Source organism: Burkholderia sp. PU8-34 (genome assembly GCF_053427725.1).
Genome location: NZ_JBSAXC010000012.1, coordinates 119,407 through 140,888, shown reverse-complemented (window position 1 = coordinate 140,888; position 21,482 = coordinate 119,407). Strand labels below are relative to the sequence as shown.

The following is a 21,482-nucleotide window of genomic DNA, read 5'->3' as shown; positions in this document are numbered from 1 at the left end:
CCGCTCTCCCGCCCTCCCGCCCTCCAGGCCAGACCGGCAGCCCGCCGCCGTCCGCCGACCGCGTCATCTCCCTGCGACGCCCCCGACGGCCTGGCACGACGCGCGCAAGCAATGAGGCAACGACGATGGAAAGTGTGGATCTCGACGTACTGAAGACAAGCGCGCGCTGGATCGAAGAAGGCCGCCGCGTGCTGCTCGTGACGGTCGTGAAGACGTGGGGCTCGTCGCCGCGCCCCGAAGGCGCGATGCTCGCGGTGCGCGACGACGGGCTCGTCGTCGGTTCCGTCTCCGGCGGCTGCATCGAGGACGACCTGATCGCCCGCGTGCATGCGAGCGGAATCGCCGCCGACGCGCGCCCGGAAGCCGTGAAATACGGTGTGACGGCCGAGGAAGCGCACCGCTTCGGGCTGCCGTGCGGCGGCACGATCCAGCTCGTGCTGGAGCCGCTCACGCGCGACAGCGGCATCGCCGCGCTGTGCGCGGAGGTCGAGGCCGGCCGCCTCGTCACGCGCACGATGACGCTCGCGACCGGCCGCGCGTCGCTATCGCCCGCGCTGGCGACCGACGGCGTCGCGTTCGACGGCGCGCGCCTCGTGACGATCCACGGCCCGCGCTACCGGATGCTCGTGATCGGCGCGGGGCAACTGTCGCGCTACCTGTGCCAGATCGCGGTCGGGCTCGACTACCAGGTGACGGTGTGCGACCCGCGCGAGGAATACACGGACGCTTGGGACGTGCCCGGCACGCGTGTCGTGCACACGATGCCCGACGACACGGTGCTCGAGATGAAGCTCGACGCGCGCTCGGCGGTGGTCGCGCTCACGCACGATCCGAAGCTCGACGATCTCGCGCTGATGGAAGCGCTGAAGACGCCCGCGTTCTACGTCGGCGCACTCGGCTCGCGGCGCAACAACGCGGCGCGGCGCGAGCGGCTGCGCGAATTCGACCTGAACGAAACCGAACTGGCGCGGCTGCACGGGCCGGCCGGCATCTACATCGGCAGCCGCACGCCGCCGGAAATCGCGATCTCGATCCTCGCCGAAGTCACGGCCGCGAAGAACAACGTGTCGCTGCCGACGATCCTGCAGGTCGAAGGCGCGAAGGCTGCGCGCGAAATCGCGGCGCGCGGCGGCGAGGCCTGCGACATCTGACGCGCGGCGCCGGCTTGCGCTGTCGCTCGGGCCGATTCACGCTAATAGCGGGCTTGCGCTGGCCGCCAGAAAGAATTCTCTTGGTTTCGCGAACATGCGCTAGGCGAGGCCTGCCACGAGCGCCGCGGCGACCGAGCCGGCCACCAGCACGACGCCGACCGTGCGCCGCTTGTTCAGCTCGGTCCACAGCAGCACGCCCGTCAACGACAGCAGGATCAGCGAGCCGGCGATCGTGTCCATCAGCAGTACCCAGCCGAGGTTCATGCCGACGCCGCGGTGCAGGCTGTTCAGCGTCGCGAGGAACGAGTTGCTGGTGCGCTTCACCGATACGTAGCCGTTGCCGACCCAGTATTCGGCCTGCAGGTTCTGGTGCGGCCCGAACAGGCCGAACTGCCAGTGCTCGGGCTGCATCACGCGCTTGTCGCCCCATGCGACGGGCTGCGCCGGCTCCTTGCGCACGCGGCCCGGACGGCCGTCGAAGCGCAGCTCGCGGGCAAGCCACCTGGTCATCGCGGCGGGCGTCGCGGGCACGGGATCCGGCAGCGCGAGCTGCAGCTGCTCCACCTGAGGCTCGCCGGTGCGGATCGCGAGCGGCGGCGCGCGATGGTTGAGCAGCACGCCCGTCACGCCGAACAGCAGCCCGAGCACCGCACCCCACAGCCCCACCCAGCCGTGCACCTTGCGCAGCCACTTGATGAAGGTCGCGCGGCGCGAGCGCTGACGCCGTGCGGCCAGTTCGTCGTCGCTCAACGGGCGTGCCGCCGGGCGCAGCACAGAGACGCCGGCGTGCGGCGTATCGATCGTTTCGGGCGCGTTCACGCGAAGGTTTCCATTCGTTCAAAACAACGGGCGGCACGCTCGGATCGCGTGCCGCCCGCTTGCCATTAAATGAGAATGGATATCATTACACAAATCGCCGTCGCGCTCAATCCGCAAGGGACGCATCGCGGGATCGGCGCAGCCGCCGACGTCCGTTCGCCTGTTCGTCCGTTCGCCCGCCAGGCAGCCAGTCATCCCGCCCAAATGGGCAATCTCCTGGCGGTGCGCGGGAGCCGGGGCATGCAGCCGAGCGCGGCCCCGCCTGCCCGCGCTCAGCGCAGCGGCGGCAGCGGAAAGCGCGGCCCCGCGCCAGCCGCGTTGCCGGTGTCGCCGTCGGCACGCTCGAGCGCATACAGCCACGCGAGCAGCTCGGCGACCGCCTGATAGAGCTGCGGCGGAATCCGGTCGTCGAGATCGACCTGCATCAGCAGCGACACCATCTCCGGCGCGGTATGCACGTAGAGGCCCGCATCGCGGGCGCGGGCGACGATCATCTCGGCCACGGCGCCGTAGCCCTTCGCGATTACGCGCGGCGCGGTGTCGCCGCCCTTCGCGTCGTAGACGAGCGCGGCCGCGCGCTTGCGGGACGGCGCGCTCATTGCGGGATGCCGTCGGCGGGGCCGGCGTCGCGGGGCGCGCCGGCGGCCGCATCGCGTGCGCCGCGCGCGTACGCGCTGGCCGCGGCCTGCGCGGCCTGCACGGCGAATGCGTCGAACCTGTCGGGCGCGCCGTCGACCGCACGAATCGACAGCCCGCCGAGCTGCAGCCCCGATGCTTCGAGCCGCTGCCGGAACGCGGCTTCGTGCCGCGTCAGGCGCTCGGCGCCCGCCTCGTTCGCGCGCAGCCGCGCGACGAGCTGCGCGCCGTTCAGCACGAGTTCCGCATCGACGGTGCCGAGCGACGGCAGCGTCAGCGTCAGGCGCGTGCGCCACGCGATGCCGTCGCCCGCGTCGCCACCGCGCGCCGCCTGCCCGCCCGAGCCATCCGGTTCGACCGTCCAGTCGAGCCGTGCGCCCGGCCACGCTTCGCCGATCCAGCGGAACTGGTCGGTCGCGAGCACGTCGAGCTGCTGGCGCATCAGCGGCACCGCGGCGGGATGCACGCTCGCCTGCGCCGCAGCCGGCGTGTCCGGCGCTGCGCTGGCCAGCGCAGCGCGCGCGGGCATAAAGCGGGAATCGGCCGCGTCCTGGAGCGGGTTCGCCGCAGCGGACAGCCGCGACGGCAGCGCATTGGGGGACAGCAAATCGTGAGCGGCCGCGTTCGGCGGCGTGCCGGCCGGCAGCGTGGGCAGCGTGGACGCGGCGGGTCGGGCCACCGGCGCCGAAGGCAGCGGCAAGCGCGCGGCGAGCAGCACGTCGAGCGTATCGTCGGGCGCCTCGGGCGCCTCGGCCGCGCCGGCGGGTGCCGGCGCAGGCAGGCGCGCCTGCGGCTCGCGCAGCAGCGCGGCGAGCGGCCGCTGCCCGGCCAGCCATTGAGCGAGATGGGATTCGTAGAACAGGCCGCTTTCGCCGACCGCCTGCGCGAGCGACGCGCGCAGCGTCGCGACGGACGCATCGCGTGCTGACTGGGCCGCGGACACAGCCCGATCGGGCTGCAGCGCCGGCGCGCGCGACGCGTCCTGCGGTGCGGACATGTCCGTGCCGCCCGGCGGCGCGGGATCGGCGAGCAGGATGGTCGGATCGGCGAGCAGCGGCACCCGCCCGACGACGGCCGGCGTCGCGTCGCCGCCGAAGCGCGAAATCGCATCGAGCGCGAGCGCGACGTCGGACAGCGCCATTTGCACGGACGCCTGCGGCGCGCTGGCGGCGGGTGCGGCCGGCACCGGTGCGGGCGACGCGCCGGCGGCGGGCGTGCCGACCTGTGCCGCCGCGCCGCCGCCGGCGGGCGGCACCACGACATCGGTCAGCAGGCTGTCGATGCGGCTCGCGAGCAACGCGGCGGCTACGGTGTCGATACCGGTCATGATCGGGGCCTGCTCACCTCTGCGACATCGATGCAAATACCCGGAACGGCGCCCGGCGCGACGCGCCGGGCGATACCGGACAACCTCAGGAGGCGCGCCGCGCGGTCAGCCGCGCGCGCGGTACAGATCCGACAGCACCTTCGTCGAGCGCCGCGTCTCGAACAGCGCGGACAGCCGCGCGATTTCCGGGCTCGCAAGATCGCGGATCGCCGCGTCGTCGGCGAGGATGCGGCGGATCAGGTCGAGCTTGCGGCCGAGTTCGGACTCGTCGAGCACGACGCCCGGCCCGGCGTCCTTCAGCCCGTCGACGAGCTGCTGGTATTCCTGCTGCAGCGCCGACAGCGCGCCCCAGTCGGCGCTGCGCGCCGCGCGCAGCATGCAGCCGGACACGGCCGCAATCGCCTCGTAGCGTGCGAGGTACTCCGCGTTGCGATTCATCGCGACACTGCCGCGGCCTGTTGTGCGGCCTGTTGTGCGCCCATCCGCGCGACTTCCGGGCCGATGCCGGTCCACGCTTCCTCGAGCGTCGCGAGCAGCCCGTCGACTTCCACCAGCATCGCGTCGCTGGCCTGCGCGTTCGCTTCCAGCAGCCGCCGGCCGATATAGTCGTACAGCGCATCGAGGCGCGCGGCGACCTCGCCGCCCGCGTCCCGGTTCAGCGATGTCTGCAGGCCGCTCGTGACGATGCGGATCGCCTTGCCGATCGCTTCGCCTCGCCCGGCTACGTTGCCCTGCTGCAGGTGCATGCGCGCGAGCGCGACGGCCTGCCGCGCGCCCTGGTACAGCATCGCGATCAGGCGATGCGGGGAGGCGCCCATCACCCCCGTCTCGACGCCGACACGCGCGTACGCATTGGCTCCAGCGTGTCCTGGGGAAAACATGCGCTTCTCCTTGTTGATGCTTTCAATACGGGGCGTCCACCCGTGCGGCGCACGGCGCGGCCTTCTCCCGAAGTTATCGGAATGGAAACCAAAAGCTTTAGACGGGCCGGGGGTAGCCGGATGGCCGGCTGCGGGATGGGCAGGCCCCGGATGGCCCGCCGCGGGATAGCCCGCCCCGGGATGGCCCGCCCCGGGATCGCCCGCCGCGGGATGGCCCGCCCCGGGATCGCCCGCCGCGGGATGGCCCGCCCATCAAACCGACATCTGCATGATGTCGTTGTACGCGCTCACGAGCTTGTTGCGGACCTGCAGCCCGAACTGGAAGCCGATGTTGGCCTTCTGCATGTCGACCATCACGTCGTTCAGCGAGATGTTCGACGCACCGACCTCGAACGCCTGCGCCTCGCCGAGCGCGTGCTGCTGGTCGCCGCTGATCTTGTCGAGCGACGCCTTCATCGCGCTCGCGAACGTGCCGGCCGTCGCCGCGCCCGAGCCCGCGAGCGCCGCCGCCGGGCTCGCCGCGCCGCCCGACGCCTGCGCAGCCATCGCCTGCATCTGTTGCAACACCGAACCGATTCCGCTCACGTTCGCAGTCATGCCGTCTCCAGAGATAAAGGGCCTTTATGGGCCAAGGCGGGGCCGAGGCCGGCTGCCCGCGCGCCACGCCGCGCGTTGCCGCCATGCCGGATCGCGACAAAGCTTAGCAGCGCACCGTGCGGCAAAGCCCCGAAAGTACGGGGGAAACCCCGCTCTTTTCGGGCGATCGGATCGCGGGCGGCGTCCCGATAATCGCACCGTGTCATTGTCCGCCCGCTCGTCCGAGCGGGTCAGTCGCCCCGCTCCGGAGAACCTCGACGCATGGATTCGCAGGCCAATTCGCTGATCACCCCCGACGCCCGCACGGGCCTCGCCAGCCCCGCGCCCGGCGCCGCCGCGGCCGCGGCGCTGCCGGGCACCGGCGGCGCAGGCGCGGACTTCGGGCTCGGCGGCTTCGCGGAACGGATTCCCGGCATCGCGCGGATGAAGGGCAATCCGAAGCTGCCGTTCGTGATCGCCGCCGCGTTCGCGGTCGCGGTGATCGTCGCGCTCGTGCTGTGGAGCCGCGCGCCCGACTACCGCGTGCTGTACAGCAACCTGTCGGACCGCGATGGCGGCGCGATCATCGCCGCGCTCCAGCAGGCAAACGTTCCCTACAAGTTCACGGATGGCGGCGCCGCGATCCTCGTGCCGGCGAACCAGGTCCACGAGACGCGCCTGAAGCTCGCGGCGATGGGGCTGCCCAAAGGCGGCTCGGTCGGCTTCGAGCTGATGGACAACCAGAAATTCGGCATCAGCCAGTTCGCCGAGCAGGTCAATTACCAGCGCGCGCTCGAAGGCGAGCTGCAGCGCACGATCGAATCGATCAACGCGGTGCGGGGCGCGCGCGTGCATCTCGCGATCCCGAAGCCGTCGGTGTTCGTGCGCGACCGCGAGGCGCCGACCGCGTCCGTGTTCGTCGATCTCTACCCGGGCCGCGTGCTCGACGAAGGCCAGGTGCAGGCGATCACGCGGATGGTGTCGTCCGGCGTGCCCGACATGTCCGCGAAGAACGTGACGATCGTCGACCAGGACGGCAACCTGCTGACCCAGCCGGCGTCCGCGACCGGCCTCGACGCGAGCCAGCTCAAGTACGTGCAGCAGGTCGAGCGCAACACGCAGAAGCGCATCGACGCGATCCTCGCGCCGATCTTCGGTGCCGGCAACGCGCGCTCGCAGGTGAGCGCCGACGTCGATTTCTCGAAGCTCGAGCAGACCTCGGAAAGCTACGGCCCGAACGGCGTGCCGCAGCAGGCCGCGATCCGCAGCCAGCAGACCAGCACCGCGACCGAGCTGTCGCAAGGCGGCGCATCGGGCGTGCCGGGCGCGCTGTCGAACACGCCGCCGCAGCCGGCGTCCGCGCCGATCGTCGCGGGCAACGGCCAGAACGGGCCGCAGGCGACGCCGATCAGCGACCGCAAGGATTCGACGACCAACTACGAGCTCGACAAGACGATCCGCCACGTCGAGCAGTCGATGGGCAACGTGAAGCGGCTGTCGGTCGCGGTCGTCGTCAACTACCAGCCGGTCGCCGACGCGAAGGGCCACGTGACGATGCAGCCGCTGCCGCCCGCGAAACTCGCGCAGGTCGAGCAGCTCGTGAAGGATGCGATGGGCTACGACGCGAAGCGCGGCGATTCGGTGAACGTCGTCAACAGCACGTTCTCGACGACGGCCGATCCATATGCCGACCTGCCGTGGTGGCGCCAGCCCGACGTGATCGAGATGGCGAAGGAAGCCGCGAAATGGCTCGGCATCGCGGCGGCCGCAGCGGCGCTCTACTTCATGTTCGTGCGCCCGGCGATGCGCCGCGCGTTCCCGCCGCCGGAGCCGCTCGCGCCGTCGCTGCCGTCGCCGGACGATTCCGTAGCGCTCGACGGCCTGCCCGCGCCGGAGAAGGAATCCGACGATACCGACGCGCTGCTGCTCGGCTTCGAAAGCGAGAAGAACCGCTACGAGCGCAACCTCGAATACGCGCGCACGATCGCGCGCCAGGATCCGAAGATCGTCGCAACCGTCGTGAAAAACTGGGTGTCCGATGAACGCTGAAGGCTTGACCAAGAGCGCGCTGCTGCTGATGTCGATCGGCGAGGAAGAGGCCGCGCAGGTATTCAGGTTCCTCGCGCCGCGCGAAGTGCAGAAGATCGGCGCGGCGATGGCCGCGCTGCGCAACGTCACGCGCGAGCAGGTCGAGGACGTGCTGCAGGATTTTGCGAAGGACGCCGAGCAGCACACCGCGCTGTCGCTCGATTCGAACGAGTACATCCGCTCGGTGCTGACGAAGGCGCTCGGCGAGGACAAGGCCGGCGTGCTGATCGACCGGATCCTGCAGGGCAGCGACACGAGCGGCATCGAAGGCCTGAAGTGGATGGATTCGGGCGCGGTCGCCGAACTGATCAAGAACGAGCATCCGCAGATCATCGCGACGATCCTCGTGCACCTCGACCGCGACCAGGCGTCCGAGATCGCGTCGTGCTTCACCGAGCGGCTGCGCAACGACGTGATGCTGCGGATCGCGACGCTCGACGGGATCCAGCCGGCCGCGCTGCGCGAGCTCGACGACGTGCTGACGGGCCTGCTGTCCGGCAGCGACAACCTGAAGCGCTCGCCGATGGGCGGCATCCGCACCGCGGCCGAGATCCTGAACTTCATGACGAGCATCCACGAGGAAGGCGTGCTCGAGAGCGTCCGCCAGTACGATCCGGAGCTCGCGCAAAAGATCGTCGACCAGATGTTCGTGTTCGAGAACCTGCTCGACCTCGAGGATCGCGCGATCCAGATGGTGCTCAAGGAAGTCGAGTCGGAGACGCTGATCATCGCGCTGAAGGGCGCGCCGCCCGCGCTGCGCCAGAAGTTCCTCGCGAACATGTCGCAGCGCGCGGCCGAACTGCTTGCCGAGGATCTCGACGCGCGCGGCCCGGTGCGCGTGTCCGAAGTCGAGACGCAGCAGCGCCGCATCCTGCAGATCGTGCGCAACCTCGCCGAGAATGGCCAGGTCGTGCTAGGCGGCAAGGCGGAAGACGCATATGTCTGATCCGGCGCGCGACCGCACGGGCGACATGACCGCGTACCAGCGCTGGGAGATGGCGTCGTTCGACCCGCCGCCTCCCCCGCCGCCGCCCGACGACGCGGCCGCCGCCGCCGCCGCGCTCGCCGCGGAGCTGCAGCGCGTGCGCGACGCCGCGCATGCGGAAGGCCTGTCGGCCGGTCATGTCGAAGGGCAGGCGCACGGCTACCAGGCCGGTCACGAGCAGGGCTACCAGCAGGGTTTCGAAGCCGGCCAGGCCGAAGCGCGTGCGCAGGCCGCGCAACTCGCGGCGCTCGCCGCGTCGTTTCGCGAAGCGCTCGCCGCTGCCGAGCACGATCTCGCATCGGAGCTCGCGCAGCTCGCGCTCGACATCGCGCAGCAGGTCGTACGCCAGCACGTGAAGCACGATCCCGCCGCGCTCGTCGCCGCCGTGCGCGACGTGCTCGCGGCCGAACCCGCGCTGTCCGGCGCGCCGACCCTCGCGGTGCATCCGGCCGACCTGCCGGTCGTCGAGGCCTATCTGCAGGAAGAACTCGACGGGCTCGGCTGGAGCGTGCGCACCGACGCGGCGATCGAGCGCGGCGGCTGCCGCGCGCACGCGGCCACGGGTGAAGTCGACGCGACGCTGCCGACCCGCTGGCAGCGCGTCGCCGCCGCGATCGGCAAGGTGAGCGCATGGTGACGCGCACGCCCGAATCGTTCGCGCGCGACGGGATGACACCGCTCGAACGCGAACTCGCGCTTGCATCGTACGGCCCCGAAGCCACGCACGCCACGCACGACGCCCACGACCCGACGCCGGCCGCCGCGCCCGACGCGCCGCGCGCGCCGCACAATCCGCATCTCGCGCACTGGCGTGCGCACCTGAACACGCTGTCCGCGCGCAGTCATCACGCGCTGCCGCTGCGTCCGTGCGGCCGCCTGACCCGCGCGGCGGGCCTCGTGCTCGAAACGATCGGGCTGCGGCTGTCGGTCGGCGCCGAATGCACGATCGAACTGCCGCCCGGCAGCACGCTGCCGCATGCGGAAGCGGAAGTCGTCGGCTTCTCCGGCGACCGCCTGTTCCTGATGCCGACCACCGACGTCGCGGGCGTGCTGCCCGGCGCGCGCGTGTGGCCGCGCGAAAGCGCGCCGGTCACGGATCCGCTCGCGGGCGCAAAGCGGCTGCCGGTCGGCTGGGACATGCTCGGGCGCGTCGTCGACGCGTCGGGCCGGCCGCTCGACGGCCTGGGCCCACTGACGTCGAAGGTCGACGCGCCGCTCACCGCACCGTCGATCAACCCGCTCGACCGCGAGCCGATCCATCACGTGCTCGACGTCGGGGTGCGCGCGATCAACGCGCTCCTCACCGTCGGCCGCGGCCAGCGGATGGGCCTGTTCGCCGGCTCGGGCGTCGGCAAGTCGGTGCTGCTCGGCACGATGGCGCGCTACACGAGCGCCGAGGTGATCGTGATCGGGCTGATCGGCGAGCGCGGCCGCGAAGTGAAGGAATTCATCGAGCAGATCCTCGGCGAGGACGGCCTCGCACGCTCGGTCGTCGTCGCGGCGCCGGCCGACGTGTCGCCGCTGTTGCGGATGCAGGGCGCCGCCTACGCGACGTCGCTCGCCGAATATTTCCGAGACCAGGGCAAGCACGTGCTGCTGCTGATGGATTCGCTGACCCGCTACGCGATGGCGCAGCGCGAGATCGCGCTCGCGATCGGCGAGCCGCCCGCGACCAAGGGCTATCCGCCGTCGGTGTTCGCGAAGCTGCCCGCGCTCGTCGAGCGCACCGGCAATGGCCCGGAAGGCGGCGGCTCGATCACCGCGTTCTACACGGTGCTGACCGAAGGCGACGACCAGCAGGACCCGATTGCCGATTCGGCACGCGCGATCCTCGACGGCCACATCGTGCTGTCGCGTGCGCTCGCGGAAGCCGGCCACTATCCGGCGATCGACATCGAAGCGTCGATCAGCCGCGCGATGACCGCGCTGATCGACGAGCCGCATCTCGACCGCGTGCGCCAGTTCAAGCAGATGCTGTCGCGCTACCAGCGCAACCGCGACCTGATCGCGGTGGGCGCCTATGCGCCGGGCCGCGACGCGCAGCTCGACCGCGCGATCGCGCTTTATCCGCGCATCGAGTCGTTCCTGCAGCAGGGCTTTCGCGAATGCGCGCCGTTCGCGTCGAGCCTCGCCGGGCTCGATGCGCTGTTCGATTCCCACGGAACCCACGGAGGCTGACACCGATGGCCCAAGGCTTTCCGCTGCAGATCCTGCTCGACCGCGCGCAGGAAAACCTCGACGACGCGACCCGGCAGCTCGGCGTCGCGCAGCGCGACCGCACCGCGGCCGCCGACCAGCTCGACGCGCTGCTGCGCTACCGCGACGAGTATCACGCGCGCTTCGCGCAATCGGCGCAGCACGGGATGCCCGCTGGCAACTGGCGGAATTTCCAGGCGTTCCTCGACACCCTCGACGCGGCGATCGCGCAGCAGCGCCGCGTGCTGGCCGCCGCCGACGCGCGCATCGACGAGGCGCGCCCGCACTGGCAGCAGCAGAAGCGCACCGTCGGGTCATACGAGATCCTGCAGGCGCGCGGCGTCGCGCAGGAGGCGCGGCGCGAAGCGAAGCGCGAGCAGCGCGACGCCGACGAGCACGCGGCGAAGGTGCTGCGAATGCGGGCCGACGCGGCCAAGTCGACTTGAATGCCCACTGCCGCTCACTGCGCCGCTCACTGCGCCGCTCACTGAATACGCACGAGAGAACGCCATGCCCTCCCTGTCCCTGCTCGGCTCGCTGATCGATACCGCCGCTTCCGCGCTCAAGGGCGCCCGCAAGACGGACGCGACCGATACGTCCGCGTCGAGCGGCGCGGCCGCCGCACCGCTGCCGTTTGCGCGCACGCTCGAGCAGAGCGTCGCGACGCAGCGCGCGTCGGCCGCTTCGACCACGACAGCCGCGGCGAATGCGTCCGATCTGTCCTTCGCTGGCCCGTCGCGGCACGCGGTCGCCGCCGCAGCAATGTCGAAAGCCGCCGACAGCACGAAGCCATCCGATTCGTCCGACGACAAGACCACCGCGGTCAACCCGGACGCGGCCGCGCTCGCCGCCGCAGCGGCCGTGCAAGCGCAGTTGCAGGCCCGCCCCGACGGCACGGCTGCGACGACGGACGCGGCGAACGCGGCGATCGCGATTGCCACCACCGCCACGACGACCGCGACGGACGCGCCGTCCGCCGACGCGCTCACGCACGCGGGCAACCTGGCGTCGGCTGCCGGCACGACCGGGCCGGGATCGGCCCGCGACGCATTGCACGCGGCGCTCGAAAAACTCACCGGCGGCACGAACGCCGTCGCGCTGCCGGCCAGCGGCGCCGCGACACCGCAGCAAACTGCGACCGCCACCGCCACCACCACCGCCGCGCCGCTGACGCCGAAGGTGCCGACCTTCGACAAGACGCTCGCAGATGCGAAGGGCACGCTCGCGGCAAACCCGGCGCAGCCGCAGGCATCGGCCGCGCCGTCGCTGCAGGGGGAAGCCGCCGCGAAATCCGATCTGGCATCCGGCGCGACGCACGCGCTCGCGGCCACGCAGGATGCCGTCGATCCGGCCCACGCCGCGCTCGCCGCCGCGACGGCCGCCGCCCAGCCCACGCTGCAGGCGACGCCGGCGGCCGCCAACGTCGCCGCTGCGAACGCGAATGTGCTCGCGCCGCACGTCGGCACCGCGGACTGGACGGACGCGTTGAGCCAGAAGGTCGTGTTCCTGTCGAATGCGCACCAGCAGAGCGCCGAGCTGACGCTCAATCCGCCGGATCTCGGCCCGCTGCAGGTCGTGCTGCGGGTCGCGGACAATCACGCGCATGCGCTGTTCGTGTCGCAGCACGCACAGGTGCGCGACGCAGTCGAAGCCGCGCTGCCGAAGCTGCGCGACGCGATGGAAGCGGGCGGTCTCGGCCTCGGCAGCGCGACCGTCAGCGACGGCGGCTTCGCATCGCAGCAGCAGAACCCGCAGCAGACTTTCGCCGGCGGACAAGCGCCGCGGCGAGGGAGCGCCGCACCGTCAGCCGGCGACGCACCGCTCGACGCCGCGCCATCCGCTGCGGCCGGCGCGACCGTGACCCGCGCCGGCCTCGTCGATACGTTTGCCTGAGCATCGGCGCCGCATCCACGCTGCGCGCGCGCCGCTCAGCGGCCGTGCAGCGCGGCCGCCTGGCCATGCGGCGCACCGGCCTTGCGCGCCGCGACGATGAACTCCGCCGCGCGCTCGCCGATCATCACGGACGGCGCATTCGTGTTGCCGCCGATCAGCGTCGGCATCACCGACGCATCCACGACGCGCAAGCCTTCGACACCCCGCACGCGCAGTTGCGGATCGACGACCGCGCGCGCATCCGTACCCATCCGGCAGGTGCCGACCGGGTGATAGATCGTGTCGGCATGCGCGACGATCGTTGCACGCAGCTCGGCTTCCGTCTGGTCCGGCCGCGTGTACAGCTCGCGCCCGCCTTGCGACGCGAGCGGCGCCTGCGACAGGATGCGGCGCATCGCGTGCGCGCCGCGCACGAGCAGGTCGAGATCGCGCGTGTCGCTGAAGAAGCGCGGATCGATCAGCGGCGCGTCGCGCGTGTCGCCGCTCGCGAGCGTCACCGTGCCGCGGCTGAACGGCCGCAGCGCGCACACGTGCAGCGAATAGCCGAATCCCCAGTGCATCTTGCGGTTGTGATCGTCGACGAGCGCCGTGCAGAAATGCAGCTGCATATCCGGCCGGTCGAGCGACGGATCGCTCTTGATGAAGCCGCCCGCCTCCGCGACGTTGCTCGTCATCATCCCCGTGCGGCTCGAGAAGTAACGCACGAGCGCGGGCGTCATCTTCGCGATCCCGCGCAAGCAGACACCGACCAGCTCCGACGAATTCACGCGCGTGTTGATGATGAAGTCGATGTGGTCGATCAGGTTCGCCCCGACGTCCGGTGCATCCTGCACGACCGCGATGCCGTGCCGGCGCAGTTGATCGGCCGGGCCGATGCCCGAGCACATCAGCAGTTGCGGCGAGTTGAACGCGCCGGCCGACACGATCACTTCGGCACGCGCGCCGAGCGTCTCGACCCGCCCGTTGCGCGACACCGCGACGCCGACCGCGCGCTTGCCGTCGAAGCCGACTCGCAGCACCGTCGCATCGGTGATCACGTGCAGGTTCGGCCGGTTGCGGCCATAGAGGTAGGCACGCGCGACGCTGCAGCGCGAGCCGTCGCGATGCGTGACCTGGTAGAAACCGACGCCTTCCTGCGACGCACCATTGAAGTCGTCGTTCAGCGGATAGCCGGCCGCGTGCGCGGCCTGGATGAATCGTTCGGAGAACGGATTGCGAAAGCGCAGATCGGATACCGTGAGCGGGCCGTCCGCGCCGTGCCATGCATCCGCGCCGCGCTGGTTGCCTTCCGCGCGCCGGAAGTACGGCAGCACGTCCTGCCAGCCCCAGCCCGTCGCGCCGAGTTCGGCCCATTCGTCGTAGTCGCGCGGATGGCCGCGCGTGTAGATCATCGCGTTGATCGCGCTCGAGCCGCCCATCCCGCGCCCGCGCGGCTGGTAGCCGCGGCGGCCGCCGAGGCCCGGCTGCGGCACCGTCTCGTAGCCGTAGTTGGTGCCGAGCTTGAACGGCACGAGCGCCGCAATGCCCACCGGCATGTTGACGAGCAGGTTGCGCTCCGTGTGCGAGCCCGCCTCGATCAGCGCGATCGTCGCGTCGGGACACGCGTCGGCGAGTCGCCCCGCGAGGCTCGCGCCGCCGGACCCTGCGCCGACGATGATGTAGTCGTATTGCATGCATGTCTCCTTCATGTCATGAATGGCGCCCGGCGCGACCACGCGGCCCGGATCTTGTAGTTCGGGCATTGTAGGAATCGCCGCCGCGCACGCGGCGCGCCGAATCAAGAGCGATTCCTCTAAACGCGCGCGTGAACTAAATTTAAGATGCGTGGATTCGCTTGGCGCGACGCACCCGGCCGCCAGAAGCCGATCTGTCGCGAAATGGGAGAGACACTGATGCAGCGACATGTTCTGCAGGCGCCATGTCGACCGGGTCTTCCGGCCGCACCGCCCCAGCCCCGCATTTCGTTTCAAACGGCGACCGTCGCGCGTGCATGCGCAGCGATGCGCGCAGTACACGGTATTCGAACGGCACCGGTGTCGTCCCCGCGTTTGGAACGCGCGCCGGCGGCGGTGTCCGACCGGCCTGGAACCGCGGCGTCGGTCGTGCCACGATGCAACGTGCCGGTGCACGCGGCGACGCTTGCCGCGCCGTTTCGCCACGCCGTTTTGCGCGATACGACGCAGTGCGAACGCGCGTCGGGTGCTGCAGCATGCGCGGCTTCCGCCGATGCGGAGCGTCGCGCGGATGCGACGCCCGAACGCCATCGGCGCGCAACCGGATCCGCAATCCGACGCCACGAAGCGGCCGCTCACGGGTCGACACCTCGGGCCGACACCCTGGCCTGCCCCGTACAGCATTCCGCTTCGAACAGCGCTACACCGCCCCACCCGATCCGCCACGCCGCGCTCGTCGAGCGGGCGCTCGGCCTGACTGCTTGCTGGCCGATGCGCCACGCTCAACTGGAGAAGACGCCATGAAGAACGACCTGCCCGAATTCACTGCGTTGACGTCGCTGCTGCACGACCAGCGCGCCGCGTACCTGCGCGCCCCGTATCCGGACTGGGACACGCGCGCGAAGCATCTGCGCGCGCTGCGCGCGATGCTGATCGACCACGCCGACGCGCTCGCCGACGCGATCAGCGCAGACTTCGGCCATCGCGCGAAGCAGGAGGTGCTGCTGTCGGAAATCTGGATGGCGAAGGAAGAGATCGACGACGCGCTGAAGCACGGCAAGCGCTGGATGAAGCCGATCCGCAAGCCGATGAACAAGTGGCTGCGCCCCGCGCGCGCGAAGGTGATTCCGCAGCCGCTCGGCGTGGTCGGGATCGTCGTGCCGTGGAACTACCCGGTGCTGCTCGCGGCCGGCCCGCTGATCTGCGCGCTCGCGGCCGGCAACCGCGCAATCGTCAAGATGTCCGAACTGACGCCGCGCACGTCCGCGCTGTTCGAGCAGCTGATCGCGAAGACCTTCCCACGCGATCACGTGGCGGTCGTGAACGGCGACGCGGAAATCGGCGCCGCGTTCAGCGCACTGCCGTTCGACCACCTGTTGTTCACCGGTTCGACGCAAGTCGGGCGGCACGTGATGCGCGCGGCCGCCGACAACCTCACGCCCGTCACGCTCGAACTCGGCGGCAAGTCGCCGGCGATCGTCGGGCCGAACGCGCGCTTCGACGCGGCTGTCGACGCGATCGTCGCGGGCAAGACGCTGAATGCCGGCCAGACCTGCATCGCGCCCGACTACGTACTGCTGCCGCGCGGGATGGAGGCGGCATTCATCGAGCGCGCGCGGGCACGGCTCGCGAAGATGTACCCGGATTTCGCGCGCAACGCCGATTACACGACGATCGTGTCCGATCGCCATTTCGCGCGGCTGCAGCAGCTCGCGAGCGACGCGCAGGCGGCCGGCGCGCAGGTGCATCCGCTTGCCGACGCATCATCCGATCCCGCGTCGCGCCGCTTCGTGCCGTGCGCGCTCACGCACGTGAATGCCGGAACGCAGCTGATGCAGGAAGAGATCTTCGGGCCGCTGTTGCCGCTCGTGCCGTACGAACGGCTCGACGAAGCGATCGCCTACGTGAATGCGCGGCCGCGCCCGCTCGCGCTGTACCTGTTCGACGAAGACAGCGGCACGGTCGACCGCGTGATGCGCGAGACGGTGTCGGGCGGCGTGTCGGTCAACGAGACGCTGATGCACATCGCGTGCGGCAGCCTGCCGTTCGGCGGCGTCGGTTCGAGCGGGATGGGCGCGTATCACGGCTACGACGGCTTCGTGACGTTCTCGAAGATGAAGCCGGTGCTCACGCAGGCGCGTTACAACGCGCGCAACCTGCTCGCGCCGCCGTACGGCAAGCGCTTCGCCGCGCTGATCAAGCTGATGCTGAAGTTCTGAGCGAGGCGGGCCGCGCGCCCGCATCGCGGAGGTCTGCCGATGCCGCGCGGCACCGGGCGCGCGCCGTCACGTGCCGGCGCGCATCCGTCATACGGGCCAGAGCGGCCCTTCCTGCATCGCGCCGATCTGCTCGCGCAACTCGAGCACGCGCTCTTCCCAGTAACGATGCGTGTTGAACCACGGGAACGCAGCCGGAAACGCGGGATCGTCCCAGCGTCGTGCGAGCCACGCCGCGTAGTGGATCAGCCTCAGCGTGCGCAACGCTTCGACCAGATGCAGCTCGCGCGGCTCGAATTCGCAGAAATCCTCGTAGCCGGCGAGCAGGTCCGCGAGCGCGCGCGATGCGCCGGCACGATCGCCGGGCAGCAGCAGCCACAGATCCTGGATCGCCGGCGCCATCCGGCTGTCGTCGAAATCGACGAAGTGCGGCCCCGCCTCGGTCCACAGCACGTTGCTCGGATGGCAGTCGCCGTGCGTGCGCAACAGGCGGATCTCGCCCGCGCGCTCGAACGCGGCTTCGACGCCTTCGAGTGCGAGCGCGACCGCCGCCTCATACGCAGGCCGCACGTCGTGCGGAATGAAATCGTGCGCAAGCAGGTAGTCGCGCGGCTCGTAGCCGAACGTGCGGATATCGAGCACGGGCCGGGCCGCATAGGGCTCGGTCGCGCCGACCGCATGGATGCGGCCGATGAAGCGGCCGAGCCATTCGAGGGTGTCGCGGTTGTCGAGCTCGGGCGCGCGTCCGCCGCGCCGCTCGAAAATCGAGAATCGGAAGCCGTCGAACGCGTGCAGCGTGCGGCCGTCGAATGCGCGCGCCGGCACCGCCGGAATCTCGCGCGCGGCGAGTTCGGCGACGAACGCGTGTTCTTCGAGGATCGCGTCGTCCGACCAGCGCGCGGGGCGATAGAACTTCGCGACGATCGGCGGGCCGTCTTCGATGCCGGCCTGGTAGACGCGGTTTTCGTAGCTGTTGAGGGCGAGCAGGCGCCCGTCGGTGCGCAGGCCGGCCGGCATCAGCACGCTGTCGAGCGCGTCGAGCACGCATTCGGGCGTGAGGCCGGCAAACGGCGGCCCGGCTGGGGAGGCGGGAGCGGTGGTGACTTCGTTCATGCCGCGCATTGTGCCGCCAGCCGGGCCGAAAGACGAGCGTTCAGTGCGGCGGGCCCGCTCAATGCAGCGCCGCGCCGGCCGGCAGTACGGATTCGCCGGTGTCGATCAGGTCCTCGAGAAAGAACGGCTCGGTGTTGAGTTCCTTCGACTCGCCCGGCACGCCCGCGTACCAGGTCACCATCGCCATGTCGCCCAGGATGCGCTGGACGATGCCGCGTGCGCCCTTCGGCACTGCGATATGGGTAGTGCAGACAATCGACCCGACATGCATGATGTTTCCCCACTCTTGATTCTTGAAACCCGGCCACACTGCACGGCCGGCAAATGCACGATTCGCGCGCCGCTTGCGTGGCGGCTGCGCGTCATCTCATTGTTCCCGGTTTATCGAAGCGCGAAAAGAAGAAGAAGCGGGCAAAGTGCCGCGATTTCGTCGAATGTCTCCAATCAACCACTGCGCCGCCCGCGCGCTTGCCCGGGCGACACCCCCATCATACCCTGTCGAATGTGACTGTCCGCCGAACCGGGCCCACCGGCTCCGGCGCACGCGAATCCCGCAACCGGCGTATCGTTTGTCCTTTGCCGTGTTGTCTGGAGATTCCGCGTGACCGCTCGTTCCGGCGCGACGCCTCCCGTATCGCCGTCGCCCGCACCCGCCCCCACACCCACACCCGTTTCCGGCACGTATCTCGAACGCGGCTCGCGCAGCTACTGGCGCGCAAGCCTCGCGCTGCTGTTCGCGGGCTTTGCAACGTTCTCGCTGCTCTACTACGTGCAGCCGCTGTTGCCCGAATTCTCGAACGCATTCGGTGTGAGCCCCGCGCAGAGCAGCCTCGCGCTGTCGTTCGCGACCGCCGCGCTCGCGCTCGCCGTGTTCGTCGCGGGCTTCGTATCCGAAGGCCTGAGCCGCCACCGGCTGATGACCGCGTCGCTGACGCTCGCATCGCTGCTCACGCTCGTCGCCGCGTGTGCGCCGCACTGGCACCAGATGCTCGTGCTGCGCACGCTTACCGGGCTCGCGCTCGGCGGCGTGCCCGCGGTCGGCATGGCGTATCTCGCCGAGGAAGTGCATCCGGACGGGCTCGGCCTCGCGATGGGCCTGTACGTCGGCGGCAACGCAATCGGCGGAATGGCCGGGCGCGTGATCGCCGGCGTGCTCGCCGACCTGTTCACGTGGCGCATCGCGGTGGGCACGATCGGCGTGCTCGGGCTCGCGTCGGCCCTCGCGTTCCGCGCACTGCTGCCGCCGTCGCGCCACTTCACGCCAAGCCGCGGCCTCGGGTTCGCGCAGCACCGCGCGGCGCTCGCGCGGCACCTCGCCGGCCGCCGCGAACTGCCGGTGCTGTTCGCGCTCGCCTTCATCCTGATGGGCGGCTTCGTCACGCTGTACAACTACATCGGCTACCGGCTGCTCGCGCCGCCCTATTCGATGAACCAGGCGACGATCGGCGCGATCTTCGTCGTCTATCTCGTCGGCGTTATCGCGTCGCCGTGGTCCGGCCGCACTGCCGATGCGCTCGGCCGCGGCCGCGTGCTGATCGCGAGCGTCTGCATCATGCTGGCGGGCGTCGCACTCACGCTGCTGCATCCCGTCGCCGCGATCGCGCTCGGCATCGCATGCGTGACGTTCGGCTTCTTCGCCGGCCACTCGACCGCGAGCGGCTGGGTCGGCCGCCTCGCGACGCAAGGCAAGGGCCAGGCCGCAGCGCTGTACCTGCTGTCGTACTACCTCGGCTCCAGCGTCGTCGGATCGCTCGGCGGCCGCTTCTGGAGTGCAAGCGGCTGGCCCGGCGTCGCCGGGCTCGTCGCCGCGCTGCTCGGCGTCGGCCTGATCGCGACGCTGTGGCTGCGCGCGCGCGAACGCGCGGGTAATGCGTGACACAAGCGGCGTGACACAGGCTGCATGACACAAGACGCATGGCGCTCGACGTCGGCACGACGGTTGCCACGCACGACGTTCATGCGTTACCTTTGACGCTCGTTCGCCTTCAACCGCATTCCGCCGCGATGCCTCTGTTCACGCACACCGTTTCGATGTCCCGGCCGCCGCTCGACGCGCGGCTCGCGGCGTGCGCGCATCCTGCGGCGCCGCCTCCCCCTGTCGCACCGCCGCTCGTCGGCGCACCGCCGCCTCCGGCGGCTCGCGCCGGCTGACTGCCGGCTGATTGCCGACTAACTACCGGCAACTACCGGCTCCGGCTTCCGCTTCCATTCGCCTGCCTGCCATTCGTGCGTCGTCACGCACGGCGCGGCACGCGCGCGCATGGAACGTTCTCATCCGTTCGACAGGTGGACTCACATGGTTTCGTTCAAACGCGCGCTCGCCGCGCATGGGGCAACGTCGCTCTTCGTGCTGCTCTGGAGCAGCGGGGCGATCTTCGCCGAACTCGGTCTGCGGCATGCATCCGCATTCGTCTTCCTCACCGCGCGCTTCGCGCTCGCGTCGCTCGTGCTGCTGGCGCTGGCCGCCGCCCGCGGCCGCTGGCTGCCCGCGCGCGGCGAGCGGCAGATCGCGGCCGTCACCGGGCTGCTGCTGATGGGGGGCTACTCGATCTTCTATCTGCTCGCGCTCGAACGCGGGATCGCGCCGGGCATTCTCGCGACGATCCTCGGGGTGCAGCCGATCCTCACGCTCGCGATCGTCGAGCGGCGCTGGCAGCCCGCGCGCGTCGCGGGGCTCGGGCTCGCGCTTGCCGGGCTCGCGCTGATCGTCTGCCGCGGCACCGGCGGCGCGGCGATGCCGGTCGCGGGCATCGCGTGCGCGCTCACCGCACTCGTCGCGCTGACGGCCGGTGCGCTGCTGCAAAAGCGCGTGCGCTCGGCGCCGGCCGACGTGCTGCCGCTGCAGAATGCGATCGGGCTCGCGCTGTGTGCGGCGATCGTGCCGTTCCGGCCGGTCGCGTTAGATACGACGTGGGCGTTCGTGGTGCCGCTGCTGTGGCTCGGCATCGTGATCTCGGTCGTCGCGCAGCTGTTGTTCTATCGGCTGATGCAGCGCGGCGATCTCGTCAACGTGACGAGCCTGTTCTATCTCGTGCCCGTCGTCACTACGCTGATGGATGCCGTCTGGCTCGGCAATCGCCCCGAACCGCTCGCGCTGGCCGGCATGGGTGCGATCGTCGCGGGGCTCGCGCTCGTGTTTCGCGCGCCTGCCGGTCGCACGTGACCGGGCGTGATCGAGCGTGATCGGGCGTGGCCGGGCGTGATCGCACATGACCGCACGTGACCGCACGTGACCGCACGTGGCCGGGCGTGACCGCACGTGGGCGCACGTGGCCGGGCGTGAGCGCACGTGGCCGCACGTGGCCGCACGTGATCGCACATGACCGCGCATGACCGCACGTGACCGGTCGGGCCGCCCGTCGCCAACGGCGGACGGCACGCCTGCGATGCCCGCGGAAGGGTTTCGGCACGCACCCCGTCGAAAGCAACGAGAAAGCAACGCACAAGGCGTTCGTCGCCGACGCAACCGGAATCGGCATTTCCTTGCGTTTCCGCTGCTTTTTTAATGGTTCGGATAGCGAAAAGCGCGTTGCCGTTATCTATACTCGAATTGACCGCCCTTCCTTCAATCGGGTCGGATCAACACGAGTGCGCGCTGGCACGGAATCCGGGCAACCGCCAGCCGCCAACTCGGATCGACATGGGAGACACGCATGACCACCTATTTCACGATCGGTGACTTCATCCTGCTGATTCCGATGGCGCTCGCCGGCGCGCTGTTCCTCGGCGCCGTGCCGTGTGCAACCAATTTCCGCCACAACGTGCTGCGCGTGCTGGGCGCGATGCTCGGCGTCGGCATCGCGGTGCTGCTGGTCGAAGGACTGCCTGCGCTGATCTAGCGACGCACCCGGCAGCGCCGCTGCCCTGCAGCGGCGGGACGGTCGCTCGGCACGATGCGGCGGCCTCGCGCATCCAGTCGCACGCCGCA

At 70.5% G+C, this 21,482-nt stretch carries 21 protein-coding genes; 12 read left to right on the top strand and 9 right to left on the bottom strand.

Annotated features, from left to right (window positions below; all coding sequences use genetic code 11):
- Positions 1-125: 125 nt before the first annotated feature.
- On the top strand, positions 126-1,151 hold the full coding sequence (locus ACV22Z_RS25495) for an XdhC family protein (RefSeq protein ID WP_448079049.1): 1,026 nt from the start codon (positions 126-128) through the stop codon (positions 1,149-1,151).
- 99 nt (positions 1,152-1,250) lie between these two features.
- On the opposite strand, the gene ACV22Z_RS25490 is transcribed toward ACV22Z_RS25495, so the two are convergent.
- The 6 genes from ACV22Z_RS25490 to fliE all read right to left on the bottom strand — a co-directional run bounded on the left by ACV22Z_RS25490 (position 1,251) and on the right by fliE (position 5,411).
- Positions 1,251-1,970: a PepSY-associated TM helix domain-containing protein gene (locus ACV22Z_RS25490; RefSeq protein WP_448079048.1), complete on the bottom strand. Its 720-nt coding sequence runs from the start codon at positions 1,968-1,970 to the stop codon at positions 1,251-1,253.
- 272 nt (positions 1,971-2,242) lie between these two features.
- On the bottom strand, positions 2,243-2,569 hold the full coding sequence (locus ACV22Z_RS25485; protein ID WP_448079047.1) for an EscU/YscU/HrcU family type III secretion system export apparatus switch protein: 327 nt from the start codon (positions 2,567-2,569) through the stop codon (positions 2,243-2,245).
- Positions 2,566-3,933: a flagellar hook-length control protein FliK gene (gene fliK / locus ACV22Z_RS25480; protein WP_448079046.1), complete on the bottom strand. Its 1,368-nt coding sequence runs from the start codon at positions 3,931-3,933 to the stop codon at positions 2,566-2,568. Before fliK ends, ACV22Z_RS25485 begins: the two co-directional genes overlap by 4 nt.
- 105 nt (positions 3,934-4,038) lie before the next feature.
- On the bottom strand, positions 4,039-4,371 hold the full coding sequence (locus ACV22Z_RS25475) for a flagellar protein FliT (protein ID WP_448079045.1): 333 nt from the start codon (positions 4,369-4,371) through the stop codon (positions 4,039-4,041).
- The gene (fliS, locus tag ACV22Z_RS25470) at positions 4,368-4,814 is read right to left on the bottom strand and encodes a flagellar export chaperone FliS (RefSeq protein WP_448079044.1); all 447 of its coding nucleotides are present in this window, start codon (positions 4,812-4,814) and stop codon (positions 4,368-4,370) included. Before fliS ends, ACV22Z_RS25475 begins: the two co-directional genes overlap by 4 nt.
- A gap of 252 nt (positions 4,815-5,066) precedes the next feature.
- Positions 5,067-5,411 (bottom strand): flagellar hook-basal body complex protein FliE, encoded by a 345-nt coding sequence (gene fliE, locus ACV22Z_RS25465; RefSeq protein ID WP_448079043.1) that lies wholly within the window; start codon positions 5,409-5,411, stop codon positions 5,067-5,069.
- A gap of 261 nt (positions 5,412-5,672) precedes the next feature.
- On the opposite strand from fliE, the gene fliF reads away from it, so the two are divergent.
- From fliF to ACV22Z_RS25435, 6 genes are all read left to right on the top strand, one after another.
- Positions 5,673-7,439, top strand: a complete 1,767-nt coding sequence (gene fliF, locus ACV22Z_RS25460) for a flagellar basal-body MS-ring/collar protein FliF (RefSeq protein ID WP_448079042.1) — start codon at positions 5,673-5,675, stop codon at positions 7,437-7,439.
- Positions 7,429-8,424 (top strand): flagellar motor switch protein FliG, encoded by a 996-nt coding sequence (fliG, locus tag ACV22Z_RS25455; RefSeq protein ID WP_448079041.1) that lies wholly within the window; start codon positions 7,429-7,431, stop codon positions 8,422-8,424. The genes fliF and fliG overlap by 11 nt, the downstream gene beginning before the upstream one ends.
- The gene (gene fliH / locus ACV22Z_RS25450) at positions 8,417-9,100 is read left to right on the top strand and encodes a flagellar assembly protein FliH (RefSeq protein ID WP_448079040.1); all 684 of its coding nucleotides are present in this window, start codon (positions 8,417-8,419) and stop codon (positions 9,098-9,100) included. The genes fliG and fliH overlap by 8 nt, the downstream gene beginning before the upstream one ends.
- Entirely contained in the window at positions 9,094-10,641 is a 1,548-nt protein-coding gene (fliI, locus tag ACV22Z_RS25445) for a flagellar protein export ATPase FliI (protein ID WP_448079039.1), read from the top strand. The genes fliH and fliI overlap by 7 nt, the downstream gene beginning before the upstream one ends.
- A 5-nt stretch (positions 10,642-10,646) precedes the next feature.
- Positions 10,647-11,105, top strand: coding sequence for a flagellar export protein FliJ (gene fliJ / locus ACV22Z_RS25440; RefSeq protein WP_448079038.1), 459 nt, complete (start codon positions 10,647-10,649; stop codon positions 11,103-11,105).
- Positions 11,106-11,169: 64 nt separating this feature from the next.
- On the top strand, positions 11,170-12,552 hold the full coding sequence (locus ACV22Z_RS25435; RefSeq protein ID WP_448079037.1) for a flagellar hook-length control protein FliK: 1,383 nt from the start codon (positions 11,170-11,172) through the stop codon (positions 12,550-12,552).
- A gap of 35 nt (positions 12,553-12,587) precedes the next feature.
- Here ACV22Z_RS25435 and ACV22Z_RS25430 read toward each other — a convergent pair whose 3' ends face one another.
- Positions 12,588-14,225, bottom strand: a complete 1,638-nt coding sequence (locus tag ACV22Z_RS25430) for a GMC family oxidoreductase (RefSeq protein WP_448079036.1) — start codon at positions 14,223-14,225, stop codon at positions 12,588-12,590.
- Positions 14,226-15,025: 800 nt separating this feature from the next.
- Here ACV22Z_RS25430 and ACV22Z_RS25425 point away from each other — a divergent pair.
- On the top strand, positions 15,026-16,444 hold the full coding sequence (locus tag ACV22Z_RS25425) for a coniferyl aldehyde dehydrogenase (RefSeq protein WP_448079035.1): 1,419 nt from the start codon (positions 15,026-15,028) through the stop codon (positions 16,442-16,444).
- Between the two features lie 87 nt (positions 16,445-16,531).
- Here ACV22Z_RS25425 and ACV22Z_RS25420 read toward each other — a convergent pair whose 3' ends face one another.
- Together ACV22Z_RS25420 and ACV22Z_RS25415 are read right to left on the bottom strand one after the other, a co-directional pair.
- Entirely contained in the window at positions 16,532-17,563 is a 1,032-nt protein-coding gene (locus ACV22Z_RS25420; protein WP_448079034.1) for a serine/threonine protein kinase, read from the bottom strand.
- Between the two features lie 49 nt (positions 17,564-17,612).
- Positions 17,613-17,825, bottom strand: a complete 213-nt coding sequence (locus tag ACV22Z_RS25415; RefSeq protein ID WP_004198969.1) for a hypothetical protein — start codon at positions 17,823-17,825, stop codon at positions 17,613-17,615.
- 330 nt (positions 17,826-18,155) lie between these two features.
- On the opposite strand from ACV22Z_RS25415, the gene ACV22Z_RS25410 reads away from it, so the two are divergent.
- From ACV22Z_RS25410 to ACV22Z_RS25395, 4 genes are all read left to right on the top strand, one after another.
- Positions 18,156-19,430, top strand: coding sequence for an MFS transporter (locus tag ACV22Z_RS25410; protein ID WP_448079033.1), 1,275 nt, complete (start codon positions 18,156-18,158; stop codon positions 19,428-19,430).
- 38 nt (positions 19,431-19,468) lie between these two features.
- A complete protein-coding gene (locus tag ACV22Z_RS25405) occupies positions 19,469-19,705 on the top strand; it encodes a hypothetical protein (RefSeq protein ID WP_448079032.1) in 237 nt (78 codons plus the stop codon).
- 145 nt (positions 19,706-19,850) lie between these two features.
- Positions 19,851-20,717 carry a DMT family transporter gene (locus ACV22Z_RS25400; protein ID WP_448079031.1) on the top strand — a complete coding sequence of 289 codons (867 nt, stop codon included), beginning with the start codon at positions 19,851-19,853 and terminating at the stop codon, positions 20,715-20,717.
- A gap of 490 nt (positions 20,718-21,207) precedes the next feature.
- Positions 21,208-21,393, top strand: coding sequence for a hypothetical protein (locus tag ACV22Z_RS25395; RefSeq protein WP_448079030.1), 186 nt, complete (start codon positions 21,208-21,210; stop codon positions 21,391-21,393).
- The last annotated feature ends 89 nt before the right edge of the window (positions 21,394-21,482 follow it).